This is a genomic window from Streptococcus pneumoniae, assembly GCA_040719455.1.
In the GTDB taxonomy this organism is placed as follows: domain Bacteria; phylum Bacillota; class Bacilli; order Lactobacillales; family Streptococcaceae; genus Streptococcus; species Streptococcus pneumoniae_G.
On sequence record JBFDTN010000001.1, the window covers coordinates 2063260 to 2080395 of the forward strand.

14 protein-coding genes and 1 tRNA gene are annotated in these 17136 nt (G+C 41.0%); 13 read left to right on the top strand and 2 right to left on the bottom strand.

Going from position 1 to position 17136, the window contains the following annotated elements; translation table 11 throughout:
- Positions 1 to 94: 94 nt before the first annotated feature.
- Genes AB1I63_10060 through AB1I63_10070 form a run of 3 tightly spaced genes read left to right on the top strand, consistent with a single transcriptional unit; the run spans position 95 to position 2010 of the window.
- The gene (locus AB1I63_10060) at positions 95 to 373 is read left to right on the top strand and encodes a hypothetical protein (protein ID MEW4355169.1); all 279 of its coding nucleotides are present in this window, start codon (positions 95 to 97) and stop codon (positions 371 to 373) included.
- 22 nt (positions 374 to 395) lie between these two features.
- Positions 396 to 662 carry an ACT domain-containing protein gene (locus tag AB1I63_10065; GenBank protein ID MEW4355170.1) on the top strand — a complete coding sequence of 89 codons (267 nt, stop codon included), beginning with the start codon at positions 396 to 398 and terminating at the stop codon, positions 660 to 662.
- A 10-nt stretch (positions 663 to 672) separates the two neighbouring features.
- Positions 673 to 2010 carry a PFL family protein gene (locus AB1I63_10070; GenBank protein ID MEW4355171.1) on the top strand — a complete coding sequence of 446 codons (1338 nt, stop codon included), beginning with the start codon at positions 673 to 675 and terminating at the stop codon, positions 2008 to 2010.
- A gap of 36 nt (positions 2011 to 2046) precedes the next feature.
- Here AB1I63_10070 and AB1I63_10075 read toward each other — a convergent pair whose 3' ends face one another.
- Positions 2047 to 2499, bottom strand: a complete 453-nt coding sequence (locus tag AB1I63_10075; GenBank protein ID MEW4355172.1) for an NUDIX hydrolase — start codon at positions 2497 to 2499, stop codon at positions 2047 to 2049.
- A gap of 135 nt (positions 2500 to 2634) precedes the next feature.
- On the opposite strand from AB1I63_10075, the gene truA reads away from it, so the two are divergent.
- From truA to AB1I63_10125, 10 genes are all read left to right on the top strand, one after another.
- The gene (truA, locus tag AB1I63_10080; protein MEW4355173.1) at positions 2635 to 3384 is read left to right on the top strand and encodes a tRNA pseudouridine(38-40) synthase TruA; all 750 of its coding nucleotides are present in this window, start codon (positions 2635 to 2637) and stop codon (positions 3382 to 3384) included.
- A complete protein-coding gene (locus AB1I63_10085; protein ID MEW4355174.1) occupies positions 3374 to 4135 on the top strand; it encodes a bifunctional hydroxymethylpyrimidine kinase/phosphomethylpyrimidine kinase in 762 nt (253 codons plus the stop codon). The genes truA and AB1I63_10085 overlap by 11 nt, the downstream gene beginning before the upstream one ends.
- Positions 4125 to 4598 (top strand): ECF transporter S component, encoded by a 474-nt coding sequence (locus AB1I63_10090; protein ID MEW4355175.1) that lies wholly within the window; start codon positions 4125 to 4127, stop codon positions 4596 to 4598. The genes AB1I63_10085 and AB1I63_10090 overlap by 11 nt, the downstream gene beginning before the upstream one ends.
- Positions 4595 to 5137: a TIGR01440 family protein gene (locus tag AB1I63_10095; protein MEW4355176.1), complete on the top strand. Its 543-nt coding sequence runs from the start codon at positions 4595 to 4597 to the stop codon at positions 5135 to 5137. The genes AB1I63_10090 and AB1I63_10095 overlap by 4 nt, the downstream gene beginning before the upstream one ends.
- A 518-nt stretch (positions 5138 to 5655) precedes the next feature.
- Positions 5656 to 6939, top strand: coding sequence for a trigger factor (tig, locus tag AB1I63_10100; GenBank protein ID MEW4355177.1), 1284 nt, complete (start codon positions 5656 to 5658; stop codon positions 6937 to 6939).
- A 120-nt stretch (positions 6940 to 7059) separates the two neighbouring features.
- The gene (gene rpoE / locus AB1I63_10105) at positions 7060 to 7647 is read left to right on the top strand and encodes a DNA-directed RNA polymerase subunit delta (protein ID MEW4355178.1); all 588 of its coding nucleotides are present in this window, start codon (positions 7060 to 7062) and stop codon (positions 7645 to 7647) included.
- Between the two features lie 118 nt (positions 7648 to 7765).
- Positions 7766 to 9373 carry a CTP synthase gene (locus AB1I63_10110; protein MEW4355179.1) on the top strand — a complete coding sequence of 536 codons (1608 nt, stop codon included), beginning with the start codon at positions 7766 to 7768 and terminating at the stop codon, positions 9371 to 9373.
- A gap of 105 nt (positions 9374 to 9478) precedes the next feature.
- Positions 9479 to 9564: transfer RNA gene (locus AB1I63_10115), tRNA-Leu, on the top strand.
- A gap of 177 nt (positions 9565 to 9741) precedes the next feature.
- Positions 9742 to 10623: a class II fructose-bisphosphate aldolase gene (locus tag AB1I63_10120; protein MEW4355180.1), complete on the top strand. Its 882-nt coding sequence runs from the start codon at positions 9742 to 9744 to the stop codon at positions 10621 to 10623.
- A 368-nt stretch (positions 10624 to 10991) separates the two neighbouring features.
- Entirely contained in the window at positions 10992 to 15698 is a 4707-nt protein-coding gene (locus AB1I63_10125; protein ID MEW4355181.1) for a ZmpA/ZmpB/ZmpC family metallo-endopeptidase, read from the top strand.
- 92 nt (positions 15699 to 15790) lie between these two features.
- Here the strand turns inward: AB1I63_10125 and AB1I63_10130 are convergent, their stop codons facing one another.
- Entirely contained in the window at positions 15791 to 17050 is a 1260-nt protein-coding gene (locus AB1I63_10130; GenBank protein ID MEW4355182.1) for an ISL3 family transposase, read from the bottom strand.
- Between the last annotated feature and the right edge of the window lie 86 nt (positions 17051 to 17136).

Sequence of the window (17136 nt, forward strand, 5' to 3'; positions counted from 1 at the left end):
CCGAATATTTTTTGAAAAAAGCTTGTGACTATTAGAGGTTGCGGCTTTTTTATGGTACAATGAAATCCACACATGACAAGAATGGAGAAAGAATATGGAAGTAACCTTATTTTTTGTGACAGAATGCCCAGATACAGCCCCATTTGTGGCGGGCTTAAAGGATTTGGGATTGGACTATGAAGCGGTGGAAATCACTGCTAATCTAGCTAATTTCAAACGATTTATTCGCTTGCGAGACAGCCATGTGGCTTTTGATAGGGCGAAGGCAAATGGCTATGTGGGGATGCCTGCTTTGCAAGTGGGGGAGCACATCTTTTTAGAGCTAGCTGAGGTTAAGGATTTTTTGGCACATTCACAAGAACATCAAGAATAGGGAATTAGAAAGAGGAAGCAATATGAAAGCAATTATTACCGTTGTAGGAAAAGATAAGACAGGGATTGTGGCAGGTGTGTCTGCTAAAATTGCAGAATTGGGTCTCAATATCGATGATATTTCCCAGACTGTCTTAGATGAATTTTTCACCATGATGGCAGTGGTGTCCAGTGACGAGAAAAAGGATTTCACAGTCTTGCGCAGTGAATTTGAAGCCTTTGGTGAGAGTTTGAATGTCAAAATTAACATTCAAAGTGCGGCAATTTTTGATGCCATGTACAATATCTAAGAGGTGATTCATGGATATTAGACAAGTTACAGAAACCATTGCCATGATTGAGGAGCAGAATTTCGATATTAGGACTATTACCATGGGGATTTCGCTCCTTGATTGTATTGATACGGATATTGAGCGTGCAGCTGAGAAAATCTACCAAAAAATCACGACCAAGGCGCGTGATTTGGTCGCAGTCGGTGATGAGATTGCGGCTGAATTGGGGATTCCCATTGTCAATAAGCGGGTCAGTGTAACTCCGATTGCCCTAATTGGTGCAGCGACAGATGCGACAGACTATGTGCCACTTGCTAAGGCTTTGGATCGTGCGGCAAAAGAAATCGGCGTTGATTTCATCGGTGGTTTTTCTGCCTTGGTGCAAAAGGGGTATCAAAAAGGGGATGAGATTCTCATTAACTCTATCCCTCGAGCCCTTGCAGAGACCGACAAGGTCTGCTCATCCGTTAACATTGGCTCGACCAAGACAGGGATTAACATGACAGCCGTGCGGGATATGGGGCGGATTATCAAGGAAACAGCAGAGCTTTCTGAAATGGGAGCTGCAAAACTAGTTGTCTTTGCAAACGCAGTTGAGGATAATCCCTTCATGGCAGGAGCTTTCCACGGTGTGGGAGAAGCAGATGTGGTCATCAATGTTGGTGTTTCTGGTCCTGGTGTGGTCAAGCGTGCCCTTGAAAAAGTCCGTGGGGAAAGTTTTGATGTCGTGGCTGAAACGGTTAAAAAGACAGCCTTTAAGATTACCCGCATTGGTCAGCTAGTTGGTCAAATGGCGAGCGAGCGCCTTGGTGTTAAATTCGGGATTGTTGATTTGAGTCTAGCGCCAACACCTGCTATCGGAGACTCCGTAGCGCGCGTGCTTGAGGAAATGGGGCTTGAAACCGTTGGAACACATGGTACAACAGCAGCACTAGCTCTTCTCAATGACCAGGTCAAAAAAGGTGGTGTTATGGCATGTAACCAAGTTGGCGGACTCTCTGGTGCCTTCATTCCTGTGTCTGAAGACGAGGGCATGATTGCGGCAGTGCAAAACGGCTCCCTCAATTTGGAAAAATTAGAAGCCATGACGGCCATTTGCTCGGTCGGTCTTGACATGATTGCCATTCCAGAAACAACGCCAGCAGAAACCATTGCAGCCATGATTGCAGACGAAGCAGCCATTGGCGTTATCAACCAAAAAACGACTGCTGTTCGGATTATTCCAAAAGGAAAAGAAGGCGACATGATTGAATTTGGCGGTCTCTTAGGAACAGCCCCTGTCATGAAAGTCAACCAAGCCTCATCAGCTGACTTCATCGCGCGTGGTGGACAAATTCCAGCACCGATTCATAGCTTTAAGAATTAATGTAAAAAATCTAGGTAGAAAGAACTACCTAGATTTTTAATTAGAAGTCACGATGTGATGAATACCAGAGTGTGTGCTTTGTAAAATCTTATCTAAGAAATTGGGATAGAGTCTATGTTGGCTGAGCTCTGAAATGGGAATCCAGTGGACCGTTTCCTCATTGTCAGTAGGCGCTAAGAAAGTCTTTCCTTTTGATTTCATGAGGTAATAGAGGCAGATTTCATGCCGATTTTGTCCATGGTCGACAAAGAAATTTTCATGAATACAGATTAAACGATCAATAGCATAGACTTGACCGGTTTCTTCCTTGATTTCACGGAGAAGAGCCTCCTCAGAAGTCTCGCCAAGCTTCACTGCTCCTCCGAGTGAGTAGAGATAGTCGTCATGGGGATTACCGATAAAACAAATGGCATCATTTTCAATGATGATGGCAGCAGCACGGTAGCGAAAATGGCCACTGGGAGTGTGAAGATAAATGTCAGGTATCATGTAGAAGTTCCTTATGATGATAGATAAGAGTAGTATATCATTTTGTTGGTGAGTCTTTCAAGTCTAAAAAAGTGTACCCATACACTTTCTGCTTTTTCTCTTGTTTGTCCTTATTATCCCTGCTATAATAGGAACATGGTAAGATATAAAGCAACGATTTCCTATGATGGCTATGCCTTTGCTGGCTTTCAGCGCCAGCCTCATGCGCGTAGTGTTCAGGAAGAATTTGAAAAAACGCTAAGTCGTATTAACCGTGGTTTGCCGATTACAATTCACGGGGCAGGGCGGACGGATAGTGGTGTTCATGCCTTGGGGCAAGTGATTCATTTTGATTTGCCTGAAAAGCGGGATTTGGAAAAGCTGCGTTTTGCACTTGATACGCAGACGCCAGAGGATATAGATGTGATTGCGGTAGAAGAAGTCAGTGATGATTTTCATGCTCGCTACACCAAGCATAGTAAAACCTATGAATTTTTAGTGGATACAGGTCGTCCGAAAAATCCGATGATGCGTCACTATGCCACTCACTACCCTTATCCTTTGGATATTGGCTTAATAGAGCAAGCACTGCCTCAACTTGTAGGAGAGCATGACTTTACAGGATTTACAGCTGCTGGCACCAGTGTTGAGAACAAGGTGCGGATCATCACAGAAGCGAGTTTGCGAGTAGATGATTCTCAAAATCTCTTGATGTTTACCTTTTCAGGGAATGGATTTTTATATAAGCAGATTCGCAATATGGTGGGTACGCTGTTAAAGATTGGCAATGGTCGCATGCCTGTTGAGCAGATTTCAAAGATCTTAGAAGAAAAAGATCGCAATTTAGCTGGACCAACTGCGGCACCGAATGGATTGTATTTAAAGGAGATTTCCTATGAAGAATGAATTGATTTTAGCGATTTCAGGCAATGATATTTATAGTGGTGGTGGGCTATATGCTGATCTTACGACCTATACAGTGCATGCGCAGCATGGTTTTGTTGCTGTGACTTGCTTGACTGCTATGACAGACAAAGGATTTGAAGTGTTTGCGACGGATACAGAGGTGTTTCGCCATCAGCTAAATAGTTTGAAAGATGTTCCTTTTTCAGCGATTAAAATTGGTCTTTTACCCAATGTGGAGATTGCACGTCTGACTCTTGAGTTTATCCAGCAACATAGTGAGATCCCTGTGATTTTAGATCCTGTTTTAGTGTGTAAGGAAACGCATGATGTGGAGGTGACAGCCCTACGCGAGGAACTCTTTAGGCTATTTCCTTATGCGACGATTATCACACCAAACTTGGCAGAAGCTCAGCTATTGATCCAAAAAGACATCAAGACTTTAGAGGATATGAAAAATGCCGCACAAATGCTCTATGACTTGGGAGCAAAAGCGGTGGTGATTAAGGGAGGAAATCGCTTTAGTGAGAGCGAAGCTATCGATCTTTTCTATGATGGAGAGAATGATGAAGTGCTGCGTCAGCCTCTCCTTACCAGCAATAACACGGGAGCAGGTTGCACTTTTGCGTCAGCGATTACAAGCTTTTTAGCGAAGGGAGAAAGTCTATCTCAAGCTATCAAGCAAGCAAAAGTTTTTGTCTATCGTGCCATTCAAGGCGCCGATGATTATGGAGTGATTCAATATGAGCAATAAACGAACCTATAAATTAGTGATATTAGCCATTCTAACAGCCCTCAGTGTGACCCTAGGTTATTTTCTAAAAATTCCAACTCCAACAGGGATTTTAACCTTGCTTGATGCGGGGATTTTCTTCACAGCCTTTTATTTTGGCAGTAAAGAAGGGGCTTTGGTTGGCGGTTTGTCAGGATTTTTGATTGATTTACTAGCTGGTTATCCTCAGTGGATGTTCTTTAGTCTGATTATTCACGGACTACAAGGGTATTTTGCAGGTTTTAGAGGAACTTTTCGGTGGTTAGGGCTTGTTTTGGCAAGTTTTGTGATGGTTTCTGGCTATGCTCTAGCCTCCAGCTGGATGAATGGCTGGGGAGCAGCTCTGCCAGAAATCTTACCAAATCTCTCTCAAAATCTCCTTGGGATGATTCTTGGCTGGGGCATTTCACAAACCTTTAAAAAGAGTCTGGGGGATAGAATATGAACAAAGCAGTGCTCCAAGAAGATATGAAAACCATCTCCCTAGATGTCTTAGAGAAATCAGGCATTCGTGAAGGGCAGATTTTTGTGCTAGGCTTGTCATCAAGTGAGGTCGTAGGAGGTAGGATTGGACAAGCTTCTAGCCAAGAAGTTGGAGAAATCATTGTCCAGACCTTGCTTGAGATCTTAGAAGAACGTGGAATTTATTTAGCTGTTCAAGGCTGCGAGCATCTCAATCGTGCGCTTATGGTTGAGCGAGAAGTAGCAGACAAGTACCATTTAGAAATTGTCAATGTGCTTCCGAGTCTCCATGCAGGAGGAGCCGGGCAATTAGCAGCGCTGCAATATATGAAAAATCCTGTCGAAGTTGAATTCATCACAGCCCACGCAGGAATAGATATTGGTGATACTGCGATTGGTATGCATATCAAGCATGTCCAAGTGCCGATTCGTCCGATTTTAAAAGAGTTGGGTCATGCCCATGTGACAGCTTTGACCACACGCCCTAAAAAAATCGGTGGCGAGCGGGCAATCTATGCTTAAGGACTAAAGTTCCATATAGATACAAAAAACACTTCTGTTTTTAGTGAAAACTGAGAATAGAGGTGTTTTTTAGTAGGATAAATTGTAGATTTATTTGGTCATTCTTAAGATTTCTCTTTTTTGTGGGGATATATTTGGTGTAGTAGACAGAGCAATGTTTGAGGCTATGCCAAAAAGGAGCGGTAATGCAGGTGATACATACATATGAAAGCTAGGAGGATAAATCTGCGTCGGTAGTGTCCTGTCTTTATCTCCTAAATTACAAAAAAATGATAATATTTAGCATTTGTCCAAAATAGCTTATTTTTAAAAGTATGTATTTACTCAAAACTAAGCAAAATATAAAGAAATGGAAGATGAAATATCATTTTTCTTGATGGTTATAGGATTTTAGATTTTTAATGAAATTCTTGATTTGAGAAGGATTGAGCAAGTTTGGTCATTAGTGAGTGGACAATTATATAGTAGATGTGCTATAATAGAGCGTATGCAATAAAATGTTAAGGAGAAATGACAGAATGTCTGTATCATTTGAAACAAAAGAAACAAACCGTGGTGTATTAACTTTCACCATCAGCCAAGAGCAAATCAAACCAGCTCTTGACAAAGTATTTAACGATGTTAAGAAAAATCTTAATGTTCCAGGTTTCCGTAAAGGTCGTATCCCACGTCCAATCTTTGACCAAAAATTTGGTGAAGAAGCGCTTTACCAAGATGCTTTGAATGCTCTTCTTCCAGCAGCTTATGAAGGAGCTGTTGCTGAAGCAGGTATCGAAGTGGTGGCACAACCACAATTTGATATTGAATCAATGGAAAAAGGACAAGACTGGACCATCACTGCAACTGTTGTGACAAAACCAGAAGTAAAACTCGGTGCTTATAAGGACCTTGAAGTATCTGTTGACGTTTCAAAAGAAGTGACTGATGCAGATGTGGATGCGAAGATTGAGCGCGAGCGCAACAACTTGGCAGAATTGGTTATCAAAGAAGACAAAGCAGCTGAAGGTGATACTGTTGTCATCGACTTTGTTGGTTCTGTTGATGGTGTTGAATTTGACGGTGGTAAAGGAGATAACTACCCACTTGAGCTTGGTAGCGGTCAATTTATCCCAGGATTTGAAGAGCAGTTGGTAGGTCATGCGGCAGGTGAAACTGTGGATGTGAATGTAACCTTCCCAGAAGATTACCAAGCAGCAGATCTTGCAGGAAAAGCAGCGAAATTCGTGACAACCATCCACGAAGTGAAAGCAAAAGAAGTGCCTGCACTTGATGATGAATTGGCAAAAGACATCGATGACGAAGTAGAAACACTTGACGAGTTGAAAGCAAAATACCGCAAAGAACTAGAAGCAGCTAAAGAAATTGCTTATGATGATGCTGTTGAATCAGCAGCACTTGACCTTGCGGTTGAAAATGCAGAAATCGTTGAACTTCCAGCTGAAATGATTCACGAAGAAGTACATCGCTCTATGAATGAATTCCTTGGAAATATGCAACGTCAAGGCATCTCTCCAGAAATGTACTTCCAAATCACTGGAACAACTGAAGATGATCTTCACAAACAATACGAAGGCGATGCTGAAAAACGCACAAAAACAAACCTTGTTATTGAAGCGATTGCGAAAGCAGAAGGATTTGAAGCAACAGATGAGGAAATCGAAGCAGAAATCACTTCTCTTGCATCAGATTACAACATGGAAGTGGACCAAGTTCGTCGCTTGCTCTCTAAAGATATGTTGAAACATGACATTGCTATCAAGAAAGCTGTTGAAGTGATCACTAGCACTGCAAAAGTAAAATAAATCGGGTAAGCTAATAGTTTCGACTATTGGCTTTTCCTATCATGTGTAGATAAAATTCCTTTGACGAAAGTGAAAAATTATCGTACAATAGAAGGTAATGACAACATAAGGAGAAAAACGTTGGAATTAGAAGTATTTGCTGGGCAAGAAAAAAGTGAACTATCCATGGTAGAAGTAGCGCGTGCGATTTTGGAAGTGCGCGGTCGTGACCATGAGATGTATTTCAATGACCTTGTTAATGAGATTCAAAATTACTTGGGAAAATCAAATAGTGATATTCGTGAAGCCCTTCCTCTTTTTTATACAGAGTTGAATGTTGATGGAAGCTTCATTCCTCTTGGGGATAATAAATGGGGTCTTCGTTCTTGGTATGCGATCGATGAGGTTGATGAGGAAATCATTGCGCTTGAAGAAGATGATGAAAATGATGTTCCGAAAAAACGTAAGAAAAAACGTGTCAATGCCTTCATGGATGGGGATGACGATGCTATTGATTACAATGCAGATGACCCAGAAGATGAAGACAGCTACGAAGCTGACCCTGCTCTTAACTACGGTGATGATAATCCAGATGACGAAAAGAGTGAAGTAGAAGCTTATGATGCGGAAATCAACGAGATTGCTCCAGATGATTTGGGTGAAGAAGTGGACCTCAATGAAGAAGACGATGAGTTTTCTGATGAAGAGGAAGTTGAAATCGAAGAATAATCTAGTTGACAAACGAGCTAATCTGCGATATTATAATATTGGGCACCTCTTTTGAGAGGTCTTGACGCTCCCTAATCTTAGGGAGCTATTTTTGTTTTTAAGTGGTAAAGGAGTATCTATGGAAACCAAGTATATTTTTGTGACAGGTGGCGTCGTCAGCTCGATCGGAAAAGGGATTGTAGCTGCAAGTTTGGGACGTCTCTTGAAAAATCGTGGCTTGAAAGTAACCATTCAAAAGTTTGACCCATATATCAATATTGACCCAGGAACGATGAGTCCGTATCAGCATGGGGAAGTATTTGTAACAGATGATGGAGCAGAGACAGACCTTGACCTTGGTCACTATGAGCGTTTTATTGATATTAACCTCAATAAATATTCAAATGTGACAACAGGGAAGATTTACAGCGAAGTTCTTCGAAAAGAACGCCGCGGTGAGTATCTTGGCGCGACTGTTCAGGTAATTCCTCATATTACAGATGCTTTGAAAGAAAAAATCAAGCGTGCGGCAACGACAACGGATTCGGATGTGATTATCACAGAAGTCGGGGGAACGGTTGGAGATATTGAAAGTCTGCCTTTCCTTGAAGCCCTTCGCCAGATGAAGGCAGATGTTGGTGCGGATAATGTTATGTATATCCATACGACTCTTCTACCTTATTTGAAGGCAGCCGGTGAGATGAAAACCAAGCCAACTCAACATTCGGTTAAAGAACTGCGTGGACTTGGCATTCAGCCAAATATGTTGGTTATTCGGACCGAAGAGCCAGCTGGGCAAGGGATTAAAAATAAATTGGCACAATTCTGTGATGTAGCACCAGAAGCTGTGATTGAGTCGCTTGATGTGGAGCATTTGTACCAAATTCCGCTCAATTTGCAAGCGCAAAATATGGACCAAATCGTTTGTGATCATCTGAAGATTGATGCGCCAGCAGCGGATATGACAGAGTGGTCTGCGATGGTGGATAAGGTGATGAACTTGAAGAAACAAGTGAAGATTGCCTTGGTTGGTAAATATGTAGAATTGCCGGATGCTTATATTTCTGTGGTTGAAGCCTTGAAACATGCAGGTTATGCCAATGATTCAGAAGTTAAGCTAGACTGGGTCAATGCTAATGATGTGACAGCAGATAATGTAGCAGAATTACTCGGGTCTGCAGATGGTATTATCGTCCCAGGTGGATTTGGTCAACGTGGAACAGAAGGAAAAATCGAAGCTATTAAATATGCGCGTGAGAAAGATGTCCCAATGCTTGGTGTCTGCCTTGGTATGCAGTTGACCTGTATCGAGTTTGCGCGTAATGTCCTAGGACTTGAAGGAGCGAACTCTGCCGAGCTAAATAGTGCAACAGCCTATCCAATCATTGACATCATGCGTGATCAAATCGATGTGGAAGACATGGGTGGAACTCTTCGTCTTGGTCTTTACCCAACCAAGCTTAAAAAAGGAAGCCATGCAGCAGCAGCCTATGACCACCAAGATGTCGTTCAAAAACGTCACCGTCACCGTTATGAGTTTAACAATCAATTCCGTGAGCAATTCGAAGCAGCAGGATTTGTATTCTCAGGCGTATCACCAGACAATCGCTTGGTCGAAATCGTGGAAATTCCTGAAAATAAATTCTTTGTGGCTTGTCAATATCATCCAGAGCTATCTAGCCGTCCAAATCGTCCAGAAGGACTCTACACTGCCTTTGTCACAGCAGCCGTAGAAAATAGTAAGTAATCTTTGTACCTTAACAGTTAGAAAAAAATATGAAAATTTGAAAAAAGTTGACAAAAACTCTTGACAAGAGAGTCAATCCTTGATATACTGTTAAGGTACTCAATCGCGGGGATGGCGGAATTGGCAGACGCGCAGGACTAAGGATCCTGTGACCGCTTTAGGTCGTGAGGGTTCAAGTCCCTCTCTCCGCAGTAAGTAAGACTGGTTTATCCAGTCTTTTTTTCTTAATAAATATTTTTCAAAAATGTGTAAGAATAAGAAATGGTAAACGTTTTCAAGTTGTAGTAAGACTAGCATTTTAGATGAAAAAGTGATAAAATAAACAATGTAAGTGGGAAATCCCACAAAAATAAAGAGGAGGCTAGAAAATGCCAATCGTTTCAGCAGAAAAATTTGTTCAAGCAGCTCGTGACAATGGTTACGCAGTTGGTGGATTTAACACAAACAACCTTGAGTGGACTCAAGCTATCTTGCGTGCAGCAGAAGCTAAAAAAGCTCCTGTTTTGATCCAAACTTCAATGGGTGCAGCAAAATACATGGGTGGTTACAAAGTAGCTCGTAACTTGATTGCGAACCTTGTAGAGTCAATGAACATTACAGTTCCAGTTGCAATCCACCTTGACCATGGTCATTATGAAGATGCTCTTGAGTGTATCGAAGCTGGTTACACTTCAATCATGTTTGACGGTTCACACCTTCCAGTTGAAGAAAACCTTGAAAAAGCTCGTGAAGTTGTTAAATTGGCTCACGCAAAAGGTATCTCAGTTGAGGCTGAAGTTGGAACAATCGGTGGAGAAGAAGACGGAATCATCGGTTCTGGTGAGCTTGCTCCAATCGAAGATGCAAAAGCAATGGTAGAAACTGGTATCGACTTCTTGGCAGCTGGTATCGGTAACATCCACGGTCCATACCCAGAAAACTGGGAAGGTCTAGACCTTGAGCACTTGAAGAAATTGACAGAAGCTGTTCCAGGTTTCCCAATCGTTCTTCACGGTGGTTCTGGTATTCCAGATGAGCAAATCCAAGCAGCGATCAAACTTGGTGTTGCAAAAGTAAACGTAAATACTGAGTGCCAAATCGCATTCTCAAATGCAACTCGTGAATTTGCTCGTAACTATGACGCAAACGAAGCAGAATACGACAAGAAAAAACTCTTTGACCCACGTAAATTCTTGGCAGACGGTGTAAAAGCTATCCAAGCATCTGTTGAAGAGCGTATCGATGTTTTCGGTTCTGAAAACAAAGCTTAATAAGCGATAAAAGATGACAAGGCTGAGACAAAAGTGTCCAGCCTTGTTTTTTTATAAATTCAACAGTTTGACTCAGTCTTGTCGCTGGCTTCAATTCTCCAGTGGAGCTTTGAAGAGAGTAAACTAATCCAGCGGATTAGTTTAGATCGAATTTAAAAACAAAGGAGTGAAGAAAATCGATTTCTGAGAAATAACGATTGAGTCTCACTCCTTTTTTTGTACTGAAGATATGAGTTTTTTCGACAACTATCGCAGACGGGGGCTTCAATATTTTGATATGTTTAAGTTTACAAATGCCCTATAAGTATGCTTTAATAGAAAATGGACAAATGTAAGAATATTGATTGAAAAGGAATAATGTGAAAGATATGTGGGAAAAACAAAGAAAGTTTTCCATTCGAAAACTAGCAATCGGAACTGTATCGACGGTGATTGGTGTTAGTCTTATGGGAGGGGCTTTTGCTATGACTAGCTATGCAGATGAAGCGGGAACGCTAGAGATTGAGCAACAGCAGAAAGCTGATTTTTCTTCTACTACTAGTACAGAAACAAACTCTGATCATATTGTAGAAGAAAGAAATGTGTCTCTTCAAACCTCAGTAAGTACACCTGTTTATACGGCTACTCAAACGGTTCCAGTTGTAAGTGCAACTGAAAAAGTTGCTAATCCAAATACTGCTCAAGTTGTGACAAATGAACAAACTTCTCAAACAGTTGAACGTCATGATGGTGAAAATGAACAGAGGGCAGTCGCAGAATCTATTAAAAATGAAGATGCGACTACTCTTTCTCGTACAGAAAAGCCTACCTATCCAGTAGATGCAGCAGAGAATTCCCAAAAGGTGAAACTAGATCTTGATAAGGGAGATATCACCAATCAAGGAGCTACTGCATTTAAAGTCCGTCATAGCTTAGATGAGACTAGAGAATCTCGTGCTGTTGCAACTCGTGATGGGAAAACAAGAACTCTGGCAGCTGATGAAGTGAGCAGGGCTTCTCAAACAGACAGAGTTCGTAAACAAAATGGCACACGAATTGATTCACAAAGTAACCCAATTTCTGCTAGTGTAGAGAAAGTAACGAGAGTGGTCATTCCTCATGGACGTCGTGTAGAGCAGGATCCGAATCTGTGGGTAGGTACATCTCGGACTGTTCAAGGTAGAAATGGCGAGAAGTTAGTGACGACTGTCTATGAGACCATTAGAGGAAGAAGAACTTTCAAAATTCTTTCACGAAAAGAAACGATTACAAAGCCAGCAGTAGATACGATTATTTATAGAGGAACGAAGCCCATCTATGGGAATGTGATGGAAGTTACGAAAGTATCTCTCGCCCATGGTAGCCGTACAGAGCAGGATCCAAATCTGTGGGAAGGAACGAGTCGAGTTGTCCAAGGTTCAGATGGCGAAAGGTCGATTGTGACCGTTTATAGGACGATTAGAGGTGTAAAAACTTCTAGGATTCTTTCACGAAAAGAAACGATTACAAAGCCAGCAGTAGATACGATTATTTATAGAGGAACGAAGCCCATCTATGGGAATGTGACCGAAGTTAGTAAAGTATCTCTCGCTCATGGTAGTCGTACAGAGCGGGATCCAAATCTGTGGGAAGGAACTAGCCGAGTTGTCCAAGGTTCAGATGGCGAAAAGACGATTACAACTGTCTATGAGACCATTAAGGGAGTAAAAACTTCTAAGGTTATCTCAAAGCAAGAGGCGATTGACAAACCAGCAGTAGACACGATTATCTATCGAGGTACAAAGGTTGGTGTGAAACCTACACTCACTATTTCTGGAGTAGAGACGGATGTCGCACAAAAATCTGCAACTATCCAGTATCAACTAACGGACCAGACAGCTACCTATCTTTCAGCTAAAGCTTTCTTGATGCAAGTGGGTAAGAAAGTTCAAGAAGTTGATCTTGTCAACAATCAAGCAAGTTTCTCTCACTTAGAGTACAATGTACCTTATACAGTGCTTACAACTGTGACTTATGCACACCGCGATGGAAATAAAACAGAGGAAATACAAGCTCGTAGAGATATTGAACTAGAGTATAAAAAAATTGAGTTAAAAGACATTGAGTCCGTAGAACTGTACAGCCGTGTTAACAATGTAGAACGTCTTCATCAAACCTTGGATCGCTTGCCAAGTAGTGTCGACAATTATTTTGTGAAGGTTAAATCTTCTAAATTTAAAGAGATGCTACTGCCTGTTTCGACTATTACACAGGTCAATCAGAAAGGTGTTCCAAGTTTCAAGGTAGGGATTTCATTTGATGAATTGGTGGAAGACCCAAGTAAGAGACTGAATTATCAAGATGGTTATCATTTCTATGTTAGAAAATCGAATACAAGACAAAAGCTATCTGCTCAGGAGAATCGCTACCAAGTATCTTATAGCTCTCTCAAAAATGCGACTGCTAATCGCGTAACAGCATATGAAAATGTGGAGAAATTACTTCCTTTCTACAATAAAGACTTGATTGTTCGCTATGGTAATCAAGTGGCTTTAAAAAGTAAGCTCTATACAACGAAATTAATCGATGTTGTGCCCATGAAAGACAAGGAAATTGCACTTAACATTCATGGTAACAAGGAGAAAATCAATCGTCTTATGCTTCATTATGCGGATGGAACGGTGGATTATATGTCCCTTGCCTATAAGGGGGATTTTGCATCTGGTAAGGTGGCAGAGTATCATCTAGGTGATACAGGGCTGCTCTACACGCCAGAAGTATTCTTATCAGACTATCAAAATGTTTTAGGAAAAGTGCTTCCGACATTTACCAGCTTGACCTATCGTTCAGATATTGTCAAGAATGCTCTTGGAATTCCAGCTAGTGTAACAGAAGAGGTCATTGCTACAAGGAAAAATGAATTAGAAGCTGCTAAGAAACGAAATCCAGCACTCGTCATTCCGTCTGATGCGGAATTGCGTACAAATCTGATTGAAGAGCGGTTGTCGCTGATGTTTTTAGAAGACAGTTTTAATGAGGTAAAAAGCAACCTCTCTGATCAACTACAAAAGGTCTTAAGCATGGACAAAGCCATCAATACGCTTGGAAACGTAGTCGCAGATAGTCTGGTTCAAAAGATTTCGAGCAACAATGTGGCTGTGTTATTAGGGTTAAGCTACCTCAACCGCTGGTACGATATTAACTACGGTGATGTGAATACCAAGGATTTGACCAGCTTTAAGCTTGATTTCTTTGGAAATCAAAATGTTTCTACCTTAGATACGATTATCTCTCTTGGTAAGCTCGGCTATGAGCAGTTGCGAGCTGCAAATAACGTAGATGGATATGCAAACACTCTTGGTCGTGTGAATGGAAAAGCTGATATTTTCAATCTTGTAGAGAGCTATCGTGAGCGTTTCTTGCCAAAGAAAAATAATAATGAATGGCTCAAAGAAAATACCAAGGCGTACATAGTGGAGGCAACTTCGCAGTTACCAGAAGTGAGAGTGCGCCAAGAAGTAGCTTATGGCAATAAAGAGAATACGGATTCACTTGGTATCTATGACCAATTGGTGCGACCAAGTTGGAACTATAAGAATATGCTCTTGCCACTTCTGACGATGAAGAAAGAATCCGTCTATATTATCTCTACGATCAATAGCCTTTCTTTTGGCGGTTACGAACGTTACCGTGGTAACTTGACCGATGAAGCAATCGCAGAAATTCGTGCCATGGTGGATCAGGCAGCAATCTGGCAACGAGATCATTATGATTTCTATTACAAGATTTTGAATGAAGAATCTCGCGGACGTCTTTTTAATAACTATCCAGTCTATGATGGATTTAACTACTTTAAGCCAGATGGTTCAAAAGAGTGGGCGTCTCTTGTAGGAAACTATGATTCGATGAAGGATTTCTTTGGGCCTGTCGGGAAATACTATGGAAACAACGGTAGTGGTGCCTATGCATCCGGTAGCTATGTGCATTTTGTATATAGCCGCTTGCTGGATGAATCAGGAAGCTCTGTCTTCACACATGAAATGGTTCATAATAATGACCGTAAAGTCTATTTTAATAACTATGGTCGTAGGGATGGGCAAGGTGCAGAGCTTTATGCCTACGGACTCTTACAAGCTCCAATGTCAAAGGATGCAGGTCATTTAGCGCTTAACACTCTCTTTGCGTATGACAAGGATGCTGAAAATCGTTTCCATGCGGCAAATCCAGTAGAGCGTTTCAAAAATGTGGATGACTTAAATCAATACGTCAAGGGAATGATGGATTTGGTGTATGTGCTAGATTATGTTGAAGGCAATGCCTTGGTGAAACAATCTGATACCGTTAAGAAACAATGGCTTCGTAAGATTGAAAATTACTATATAAAAGATAGTAAGTACCAAAAAGATACCCACGCAGGAAATAGTATTCGAGGATTGACGGATGAAGAGGTTGTACAATTAACCAGTTTTGAATCCTTGATTGACAACAGCATAATGACGCGTCGTCTAGGCTTTCAAGATGGAGAAGTCAAACGAAATGGCTATTATTTGATTTCCTTGACCTCTCCGATTTACTCTGCTTTAGACAATCCAAATGGTGCGCCAGGAGATTTGATGTTCCGTCGTATGGCTTATGAACTCTTTGCGGCTAAGGGATATTATGGAGGATTTGTGCCGTATGTTTCAAACCAATATGCAGATGCAGCATTTGCAGCGGGTTCGAAAACTTGGTCAAGTCATTTAAAGAAAGATCAAGGACTGGTGACAGATACCATCGTTCTTGAAAAGGTCTTTGGTGGCAAGTACAAAAATTGGACAGACTTTAAAAAAGCGATGTATCAAGAACGGATTGATAAATTGGTAGATTTAAAACCAGTTACGATTCGCTATGAACTAGGACGATTGAATTCGAATAAGACAGTGACGATTACTTCATTTGAGCAACTCCAATCTATGATTGAAGATGCGATGGCATTTGATGTTAGAAATGATGCAAGTTTAAAACGCGCTACCTTAAATTCCAATCCTGTTGCTAGCTGGGTGAATATCCTGAAGCAAAAAGTGTACAACGCTTATCTTCGTAGCACAGATGATTTTAAGGAATCAATTTTTAACTAAGCTAAATTAGTATTTATACATTCTATATGGAATTTTTAAGAAAAGGCAGATTGAGAAAATCTGGCACTTTGTCAACTGTAGTGGGTGAAGTATTACCCCATACGAGAGAGAATCAGGTTGGTTCTCTCTTTTTGTATGTTTAAAGCGATGAGAATTTTTGTTTTAAAGTTCTTAAAGTTTCGGAAACCGAAAGCTTGTCGTTTGATGTCCTTGATTAGTTTGTTAGTTGCTTCGAGTTTAGCGTTTGAATAAGGTAATTCAATTGCATTGGTAATGTATTGTCTGTATTTGAGAAAGGTTGTCAAGACTGTTTTGAAAGTAGGATTCACAGTAGGTAAATAGTCTTCTATCAGTCCGAAGAATGCCTCGCTGTTCTTCTCCTGAAAATGGAAAAGCAAGAGCTGATAAAGATCATAATAGTACTTTAGTTCCTCTGACAAGTCTAAGGTCTTTTGAACTACTTCTCTAGGGGTTAAGGTTTGCCTAAAGGTTCGAGAATAAAAGAGTTTGTTAGAGAGTTTCCGGCTGTCCTTTTGGAGGATTCTCCAATGATGTTTCATAGCACGATAAGGAAGTGATCCCTTGTCACAGTTCTTCATAATGGCAATCCGAGTAGCCATCATCGCTCTGCTCAGGTGCTGCATAATATGGAAACGATCCAGGACAATCTTTGCTTTCGGGAATAAGAAGTTAATGATGGGGATGTAGTTTCCAGCCATATCCATAGTTACGACTTTGACGTTTTCCCTCATCTCTCTCGTGTATTTGAGGAAGTAGTTTTTAATGGTTGTTTGTCGATTATTCTCAAGAATAGTGATAATCTTTTTGGATTGAAAATCCTGAGCGATAAATGCCAGCTTTCCCTTATTTCGAGAGAATTCATCCCACGAGAGGATTTTAGGTAATTGTGAGAACTGTTCCTTGAAGGAGAATTGATTCAGTTTTCTCTGTACCACAGAGACAGAGATATGAAGTCTTCTAGCAATATCAGAGTTCGTTAGTTTTTCCGTATGTAGTTGAGTGATTTTATCCCGGACAGGTTGAGAAATTTGATGATGTTTCTTGACGAGAGGCGTTTGAGAAACGGATACACGGAGACAACACTTGCATTTAAAGCGGCGTTTTCTCAGTTTTAGAAGAGTAGGAAATCCTTGAATATCAAGCATAGGAATAGAGGATTCTCGTTGGAAGTCATATTTTATCATCTTTCCTTGGCAGTGAGGACAAGGAGGAGAAGGATAATCTAAGGTTGCTTGAATGAGGATATGGGATTTAGACTTGTAAGCAGAAGTGATGGTGATATTTTTATCTTTAATTCCGATAAGATTTGTGGTATTATGAAGTTGTTCCATATGATTCTTTCTAATGTGAGTTTCGTCGCTTTTCATTATAGATTATATGGGACTTTTTTTCTACACTGAAAAGCCCTATAATCTCT

What these genes read in the sequence shown, in the direction of transcription:
- AB1I63_10060 (MEW4355169.1), top strand. Translation starts at nt 95, where the DNA reads ATGGAAGTAACCTTATTTTTTGTGACAGAATGCCCAGATACAGCCCCA.
- AB1I63_10065 (MEW4355170.1), top strand. Translation starts at nt 396, where the DNA reads ATGAAAGCAATTATTACCGTTGTAGGAAAAGATAAGACAGGGATTGTG.
- AB1I63_10070 (MEW4355171.1), top strand. Translation starts at nt 673, where the DNA reads ATGGATATTAGACAAGTTACAGAAACCATTGCCATGATTGAGGAGCAG.
- AB1I63_10075 (MEW4355172.1), bottom strand. Translation starts at nt 2,499, where the DNA reads ATGATACCTGACATTTATCTTCACACTCCCAGTGGCCATTTTCGCTAC.
- truA (MEW4355173.1), top strand. Translation starts at nt 2,635, where the DNA reads ATGGTAAGATATAAAGCAACGATTTCCTATGATGGCTATGCCTTTGCT.
- AB1I63_10085 (MEW4355174.1), top strand. Translation starts at nt 3,374, where the DNA reads ATGAAGAATGAATTGATTTTAGCGATTTCAGGCAATGATATTTATAGT.
- AB1I63_10090 (MEW4355175.1), top strand. Translation starts at nt 4,125, where the DNA reads ATGAGCAATAAACGAACCTATAAATTAGTGATATTAGCCATTCTAACA.
- AB1I63_10095 (MEW4355176.1), top strand. Translation starts at nt 4,595, where the DNA reads ATGAACAAAGCAGTGCTCCAAGAAGATATGAAAACCATCTCCCTAGAT.
- tig (MEW4355177.1), top strand. Translation starts at nt 5,656, where the DNA reads ATGTCTGTATCATTTGAAACAAAAGAAACAAACCGTGGTGTATTAACT.
- AB1I63_10110 (MEW4355179.1), top strand. Translation starts at nt 7,766, where the DNA reads ATGGAAACCAAGTATATTTTTGTGACAGGTGGCGTCGTCAGCTCGATC.
- AB1I63_10120 (MEW4355180.1), top strand. Translation starts at nt 9,742, where the DNA reads ATGCCAATCGTTTCAGCAGAAAAATTTGTTCAAGCAGCTCGTGACAAT.
- AB1I63_10125 (MEW4355181.1), top strand. Translation starts at nt 10,992, where the DNA reads ATGTGGGAAAAACAAAGAAAGTTTTCCATTCGAAAACTAGCAATCGGA.
- AB1I63_10130 (MEW4355182.1), bottom strand. Translation starts at nt 17,050, where the DNA reads ATGGAACAACTTCATAATACCACAAATCTTATCGGAATTAAAGATAAA.